A 7,018-nucleotide genomic window follows, 5' to 3' on the forward strand; every position below is an offset into this window, starting at 1 on the left:
AAGGGGTAGGCATGTAGAAATATGCCTACCTACTACATAACTGGAGGGAATTTACATGTCAATTTCAGAAAAATTAATCATTCAAACAGACAAGTACGGAGCGAATAACTATCATCCTCTACCAATTGTTATCTCGAAGGCAGAAGGTGTTTGGGTAACTGATCCTGAAGGGAATAAATATATGGATATGCTTGCTGCATATTCAGCGGTGAACCAAGGACATCGTCACCCTAAAATTATTCAAGCTCTTAAAGATCAAGCGGACAAAGTAACACTTACCTCACGTGCCTTCCATAACGACCAACTTGGTCCATGGTATGAAAAGATTTGTGAAATTTCTGGTAAAGAAATGGCGCTTCCTATGAATACAGGTGCTGAAGCTGTAGAAACTGCTATTAAAGCGGCACGTCGTTGGGCTTATGACGTGAAAGGTGTTGCAGACGGGCAAGCAGAGATTATTGGTTGTGAGGGGAACTTCCATGGTCGTACGATGACTGCTGTATCTTTATCTTCTGAAGAAGAATATAAACGTGGTTTCGGGCCGATGCTACCTGGAATTAAATTAGTTCCATTCAGTGATATTGCTGCTTTAGAAGCTGCAATCACTCCCAATACAGCAGCTTTCATAATTGAACCGATTCAAGGTGAAGCAGGTATACTAATACCAACTGAAGGCTACATGAAAGCAGCAAGAGATTTATGTGAAAAACATAACGTGTTATTTATTGCTGATGAGATACAAGCGGGGTTATGCCGTACTGGAAAAATGTTTGCATGCGAATGGGAAGATATTGTTCCTGATATGTACATCCTCGGAAAAGCACTAGGAGGCGGAGTATTCCCAATTTCATGTGTAGTTGCCGATAAGGATATTTTAGGTGTTTTTAATCCTGGATCACACGGTTCAACATTCGGTGGAAACCCGATGGCATGTGCAGTATCGATTGCTTCACTTGAAGTTCTTGAAGATGAAAAACTTGCTGAAAATTCTAATGAACTTGGAAACTATTTCGTGGAAGAGCTCAAGAAAATTCAACATCCTTCTATTAAGAACGTAAGAGGACGTGGATTGTTTATTGGTGTTGAACTTACAGAAGAAGCACGCCCTTACTGTGAAAAGTTAAAGGAATTGGGCTTGCTTTGTAAAGAGACGCATGACACAGTAATTCGTTTTGCTCCTCCTTTAGTTATTACTAAAGAAGAGCTTGATTGGGCGATTGAACGTATTAATAAAGTTTTCGCTTAATTACGAATAAAAAAACATGCTGAAATATGTATTAAAGTGTCCTACTATATAGAAAAATATGTTATACTATTTCCGAAGAAAAAATTATGAATCAAAGAGGCGAAAAATCAATTGACTGAAAACCTGAATCTATTTACATCTACGCAAGATGTCATTAAGGAAGCGCTTGACAAACTGGGTTACGATGAAGGAATGTATGAACTTTTAAAAGAACCGCTTAGAATGGTTGAAGTTCGAATTCCAATTCGTATGGACGATGGTAAAATAAAAGTATTTACTGGATTTCGAGGTCAGCATAACGACGCGGTTGGACCTACAAAAGGTGGGGTAAGATTCCACCCTGATGTTACTAGAGAAGAAGTTATGGCCTTATCCATGTGGATGACTCTAAAAGCAGGAATTGTAGACTTACCTTATGGTGGTGGTAAGGGTGCAATTGTTTGTGACCCACGTGAAATGTCAATGGGTGAACTTGAACGACTAAGTCGAGGATATGTACGTGCGCTAAGCCAGGTAATGGGGCCAGCTAAAGACATTCCGGCACCTGATGTATTTACAAATGCTCAAATTATGGCTTGGATGATGGATGAGTATAGTAAAATTGATGAGTTTAACTCACCTGGTTTTATTACAGGAAAACCAATAGTGCTTGGTGGTTCACAAGGTAGAGATCGAGCAACTGCAGAAGGTGTTACAATTATCATTGGAGAAGCTGCAAAGCGTCGTGGGATTGATATGAAAGGTGCGCGCATCGTTATTCAAGGATTCGGAAACGCAGGAAGTTTCTTGTCGAAGTTTCTTCATGATGCAGGCGCTAAAGTAATCGGAATCTCTGATGCATACGGTGCACTTCATGATCCAAATGGTCTTGACATTGATTATCTTCTTGATCGTCGAGATAGTTTCGGAACAGTGACAACACTTTTTGACAACACAATTTCTAATAAGGAATTACTGGAGCTTGATTGTGATATTCTTGTGCCTGCAGCGATTTCAAATCAAATCACTAAAGAAAACGCACATAACATTAAAGCTACTATTGTTGTTGAAGCTGCAAACGGTCCTACTACTGCAGAAGGTACGAAAATTCTCACAGACCGTGGGATTTTGCTTGTTCCCGATGTATTGGCGAGTGCTGGTGGCGTAACTGTATCTTATTTTGAGTGGGTACAGAACAACATGGGGTACTATTGGACAGAAGAAGAAGTTCGTGAAAAAATGACTGAAAAAATGGTCACGGCGTTTGATAACTTATATTCAATGGCAACGACGCGCAACATCGACATGCGTCTAGCTGCATATATGATTGGACTTCGTAAAACTGCAGAAGCATCACGTTTCCGTGGTTGGGCGTAAGTAACAAAAGGCATTTCTCGAATGTTGTCGAGAGATGCCTTTTTTTTACGCATCTTGCTGGGGTCGAGGAATTACTTGGTCGCGATTTCTCCAATCTTCAAATAGTAAGCCGAGATTGATAAGGCCAGATATTCCAATTATGATATAAATGAGTCGGGCGAGTGGCATCGAGTAACCACCAGCCATTTCAGCTACAATATCAAAACGAAATAAGCCTGCCAATCCCCAATTAAGTGCTCCAATAATTGTCAGTGCAAGAGTAAATTTATGAATTGTACCCACAATATCACCTCCATTAAAAGCGTACCCCCATTTCAAGGATTCATTCAAGAGTCTTAATTTTTGCAAATAATAGATTTGTTTCGGATAATAGAAGAAACTAAAGGGGGCATTTTATAAATGAATGATTTTGTATTTTATAATCCAGTAAAACTTATCTTTGGAAAAGACCAATTGAGTAAACTGTCGAAAGAGTTACCAATGTACGGTAAGAAGGTACTTGTTGTATACGGTGGAGGAAGTATTAAGAGAAACGGTTTATACGACGAACTTATGGGTGTATTAAATGAGATAGGTATGGATGTTTATGAGTTAGCGGGTGTTGAACCGAATCCCCGTATAACAACTGCGCAAAAAGGTGCGGATCTATGTAAGGAAAAAGAAATCGACGTACTTTTAGCTGTAGGTGGTGGTTCGGTTATTGACTGTACGAAATTGATTGCGGCTGCTGCTAAATACGATGGTGATGCTTGGGACTTCGTGAATAAAAAAGCAACGCCAAAAGATGCTTTGCCATTTGGGACCGTACTAACGCTCGCTGCAACTGGTTCGGAAATGAATGCTGGCTCTGTAATTACAAATGAAGCTACAGAAGAAAAGTTTGGATGGGGAAGCCCGTTGGTATTTCCGAAGTTCTCCATTCTAGACCCGACATATACGAAGTCTGTTCCTAAAGACCAAACGATTTATGGAATTGTGGATATGATGTCTCATATCTTTGAACAATACTTTAATGAAGCAACGAATACTCCTATTCAGGATGAAATGTGTGAGGGTGTATTAAGAGCAATTATGGAGACTGGTCCTAAACTTGTAGAAGACCTTGAGAATTATGACTTACGTGAAACGATTTTATTAGGTGGAACGATTGGGTTGAATGGTTTCCTTCGCTTAGGGTATCAAGGGGATTGGGCTTCGCATGAAATCGAGCATGCCGTTTCGGCAATCTATGATATTCCTCATGCAGGAGGTTTAGCAATCATATTCCCTCATTGGATGAGATATAACGTCGAGAAAAATCCTGAAAGATTTGCAAAGCTTGCCGTGAATGTTTTCCATGTAGACCCGGAAGGTAAAAGTACGGAAGAAATTGCACATGAAGGAATTGATCGATTGTCTTCTTTCTGGAGGTCGATTGGCGCTCCTTTCAAACTTTCTGACTATGATATCGATGGCACGAAAATCGAATTGATGGCAGAAAAGTCGACTCAGAATGGGACAACTGGAAGATTTTCTAAATTAAATAAGGAAGATGTTCAGAAAATACTACAAGCTTCATTATAAGATAAGAATAAAAAAATCAAGTGAGGAAAGAATTCCTCGCTTGATTTTTTATTTGGGAAGTTTTTGAACTTGCTCGCTCGATAAATGTTGCATATTTGAACCGCTCCACGTTTGAATGCCATCATCTTCATCAAAAGAGATAATTACGTTTTGGACACCTTTTTGTTTGAGAATAATGTGTAGCAGTCGGTCACGTACATCATCTATATATTCAACTGTGTGAGAAGGGGTAACTTCAACGACAATTTCCACATGAAGAAATTCGCCTTCTTTTACAACTTCTATGCGTTGAATGTCCTTCACGTCAGGATCCTCTGCCACGATGTGAGCTATATGATTAAGCATTTGCTCATCTGTTTCCCCGATGGCCCCCTTAGCATTTTCAAGGAAAACCTTTCCAACAACGTAAAACATCATCAGTCCTATTAGTACAGACGCTATGCCTTCGGCGATTAGAATGTTGAGGAAATGTGCAAAAAGAACTGCTGTGAATGCAAGAATTCCTCCAATTGTTGCAACGAAATCTTCCATGAAGACAAGCTTAGTAGCAGGCTTAGCTCTGTTTAGATGTTTAAAACTTGTAGTAATGGGTGCAAAGCCGCCACCAGTAACCCCAGCTTCTTGAAGAATTTCCTTACCAGCTTTATATAGTACGATAAACTCAAGAGTAATTGCTATACCTAATACAGATAGGTTTATAAGGAATCCGCCCGATTCAACTGGATTCATTATATGGTGCCATCCTTCTTTTATGGCTTCGTAAGACATGATTGCCACAATGATAACTGCACCGAGGCAGACTAAATTAACGACTCTTCCGAAACCGTTTGGAAACTTGTTGGTTGGTGCCTTTTTTGAGAGGGCTGAACCAATGAATACGAAAAATTGGTTTGCAGCATCACCAAGTGAATGTAACATTTCAGCAAACATGGCTACATTACCAGTAAGAGAAAATGCGATTGCTTTTAATACTGCTATTATCGAATTGACGATAGCTGCTAATAATGAAGGTTTGTTTCCGCCTTTTAAGAGCTTTAAAATATCTGACATAATCGTTCTCCTTTTTCACCAAAGTTCGTTGAGGTTTAATGATATACTATTATCTGTATTACCTTAAAAGAGAGATTTATAAACTTAATATAGTTCTAGGGGCGAATAAATTATGGAGAAACCAAAGATCCACCCGTACATTCCAATTATGATCGGAGTAATTTCAGTTGCGCTTTCTGCGATATTTGTTAAATTAACTACGGCTGATGCCGGAGTCGTTGCATTTTATAGAATGTTATTTTCTGTTTTGCTTATGCTTCCACTATTTCTTCTTAAGTATAGAAGGGAAGTGTTTTTATTAGGAAAAAAAGATTGGATTTTTTCTACTATTGCAGGCGTGTTTTTGGCCTTTCACTTTATTCTTTGGTTCGAATCGTTAAATTATACATCTGTTGCTAGTTCAACGGTACTCGTAACGCTACAACCGATATTTGCTTTTGCTGGAACTTACTTTTTTTTCAAGGAACGTTTATCCTTTAAGATAATATTGTCTGCTCTAATAGCAATCATAGGTAGTGTAATTATTAGTTGGGGAGATTTTAAACTCAGTGGCACGGCATTTTTTGGAGACATGTTAGCGCTTATTGCTTGTGCGTTAATTACTGTATATCTCTTATTTGGTCAAGACGTGCGAAAAAGACTATCGCTAATTACATATACATTTATTGTGTATTCAATAAGTACGATCACTCTATTTTTTTATGTTCTAATTAATAATGAATCGTTTGGTCCTCATCCAAATTCTGATTGGTTCTGGTTTGTAATGTTGGCGCTTATTCCAAATTTATTGGGACATACGTTATTTAACTGGTCATTAAAATGGGTAAGTACCAATGTAATCTCGATTGCTATCTTGTTTGAGCCTGTAGGGGCATCAATTCTAGCTTTTTACATTTTTCAAGAAACACTTACTGCAAGTCAACTAACAGGCGGTCTAATCGTGATTACAGGGATTTTATTGTTTGTAATCGATATAAAAAAACTAAAGAAAAAATTCTTTTTAAAAAAGACTTGATTATTGATATCGTTCTGGGGTATATTAGTACTTGTCCTCTGAGAGAAGAAAACAACCACTGAAAATAGTGAAGAAAAGTATTTGAAAATAGTTGTTGACATCTGGAAATGAAAGAGGTATATTAGAGAAGTTGCTGTTACAACAACGGCAATCATCGTTATAAAAATGAACCTTGAAAACTGAACAGCAAAACGTCAAGAATAAACGATTAAATATTATTTTTATAATAATATTTAATTCGGAAGAAACAAAAGAACCTTCGGGTTCAAGTCAGCAAGAAATGAGCAAAAGGGGATTGAACTTCATCCCCTGCCAATCATTTTCTTCTGTAATAACTGTAGGGTTTCGAGACGTAGTGCAGTGCTAGGAGATGAATGAGAGAAGGAAGGAGCGTACATTAGTACGTGACTGACTGATCGATTGAAATCGACGAAGCAATGTGCTGCGTATCGAAATCCGATATTATGGAGAGTTTGATCCTGGCTCAGGACGAACGCTGGCGGCATGCCTAATACATGCAAGTCGAGCGAAACTTATAGAAGCTTGCTTCTATAAGTTTAGCGGCGGACGGGTGAGTAACACGTGGGCAACCTGCCCTGCAGATGGGGATAACTCCGGGAAACCGGGGCTAATACCGAATAACCAGTACGTCCGCATGGACGTGCTCTGAAAGACGGTTTCGGCTGTCACTGCAGGATGGGCCCGCGGCGCATTAGCTAGTTGGTAAGGTAATGGCTTACCAAGGCGACGATGCGTAGCCGACCTGAGAGGGTGATCGGCCACACTGG

Annotated in this window: 6 protein-coding genes and 1 rRNA gene; 5 read left to right on the plus strand and 2 right to left on the minus strand. The window is 39.1% G+C overall.

Translation table 11 applies throughout. The features are described 5' to 3' along the window. Window positions 1-55 precede the first annotated feature (55 nt). Window positions 56-1,246, plus strand: a complete 1,191-nt coding sequence (locus tag ACXYMX_RS15410) for an ornithine--oxo-acid transaminase (RefSeq protein WP_459045128.1) — start codon at window positions 56-58, stop codon at window positions 1,244-1,246. A 111-nt stretch (window positions 1,247-1,357) separates the two neighbouring features. Continuing rightward, the gene (locus ACXYMX_RS15415; RefSeq protein WP_459045129.1) at window positions 1,358-2,602 is read left to right on the plus strand and encodes a Glu/Leu/Phe/Val family dehydrogenase; all 1,245 of its coding nucleotides are present in this window, start codon (window positions 1,358-1,360) and stop codon (window positions 2,600-2,602) included. A 45-nt stretch (window positions 2,603-2,647) separates the two neighbouring features. On the opposite strand, the gene ACXYMX_RS15420 is transcribed toward ACXYMX_RS15415, so the two are convergent. After that, window positions 2,648-2,884 (minus strand): DUF378 domain-containing protein, encoded by a 237-nt coding sequence (locus ACXYMX_RS15420; RefSeq protein WP_459045130.1) that lies wholly within the window; start codon window positions 2,882-2,884, stop codon window positions 2,648-2,650. Window positions 2,885-3,001: 117 nt separating this feature from the next. Here ACXYMX_RS15420 and ACXYMX_RS15425 point away from each other — a divergent pair, with 117 nt between their 5' ends. Then, a complete protein-coding gene (locus ACXYMX_RS15425) occupies window positions 3,002-4,165 on the plus strand; it encodes an iron-containing alcohol dehydrogenase (protein WP_459045131.1) in 1,164 nt (387 codons plus the stop codon). Between the two features lie 48 nt (window positions 4,166-4,213). Here ACXYMX_RS15425 and ACXYMX_RS15430 read toward each other — a convergent pair whose 3' ends face one another. After that, window positions 4,214-5,215 carry a cation diffusion facilitator family transporter gene (locus ACXYMX_RS15430; RefSeq protein ID WP_459045132.1) on the minus strand — a complete coding sequence of 334 codons (1,002 nt, stop codon included), beginning with the start codon at window positions 5,213-5,215 and terminating at the stop codon, window positions 4,214-4,216. Window positions 5,216-5,327: 112 nt separating this feature from the next. Between ACXYMX_RS15430 and ACXYMX_RS15435 the strand changes: the two genes are divergently transcribed. Continuing rightward, complete coding sequence (locus tag ACXYMX_RS15435; RefSeq protein ID WP_459045133.1) at window positions 5,328-6,230, plus strand: DMT family transporter; 903 nt, start codon at window positions 5,328-5,330, stop codon at window positions 6,228-6,230. A gap of 461 nt (window positions 6,231-6,691) precedes the next feature. After that, window positions 6,692-7,018: ribosomal RNA gene (locus ACXYMX_RS15440) — 16S ribosomal RNA — on the plus strand; the annotation flags it as partial.

It is taken from the genome of Sporosarcina sp. CAU 1771 (genome assembly GCF_054482775.1).